The sequence below is a fragment of the Pseudomonas sp. NCIMB 10586 genome (assembly GCF_023127895.1).
GTDB classification, from domain to species: Bacteria; Pseudomonadota; Gammaproteobacteria; order Pseudomonadales; family Pseudomonadaceae; genus Aquipseudomonas; species Aquipseudomonas synxantha_A.
Window position 1 is genome coordinate 1 of sequence record NZ_SPKQ01000042.1, and the last position, 429, is coordinate 429.

Below are 429 nucleotides of genomic sequence, written 5' to 3' on the forward strand. Positions count from 1 at the left end.
GCCATTACGACTACGACGCCTTCGGCAACCTGATCCGCGAACGGCGCGGCAAGGGCCATCAACTCGTTACTGAGTACCGCTACGACTGCCAGCATCGGTTAATAAGCATCACAAAACCGAACGGTGAAACCGCTAGTTATCGCTATGACCCGTTTGGGCGACGTGTCAGCAAAACCGTGGATGGCGAGACCACCGAGTTTTTCTGGCAAGGCGACAAGCTGATTGCCGAGCACCACGCAGAACGCCATCGCAGCTACATCTATGAGCCCGACAGCTTCCGCCCATTAACACTGCTGGAAGGTTTCGGCCCAAAAGAGACCAAGCCCTACCACTACCAACTCGACCACCTCGGCACACCGCAAGAACTCACCACGCCTGAAGGCGAAATCGTCTGGTCCGCCCACTACCGCGCCTACGGCCAGATCGCCC

At 57.8% G+C, this 429-nt stretch carries 1 protein-coding gene; it reads left to right on the plus strand.

The genetic code is table 11. The features are described 5' to 3' along the window. A partial coding sequence (locus E4P01_RS15250; RefSeq protein ID WP_248130107.1) for an RHS domain-containing protein occupies positions 1-429 on the plus strand: 429 nt, incomplete at both ends.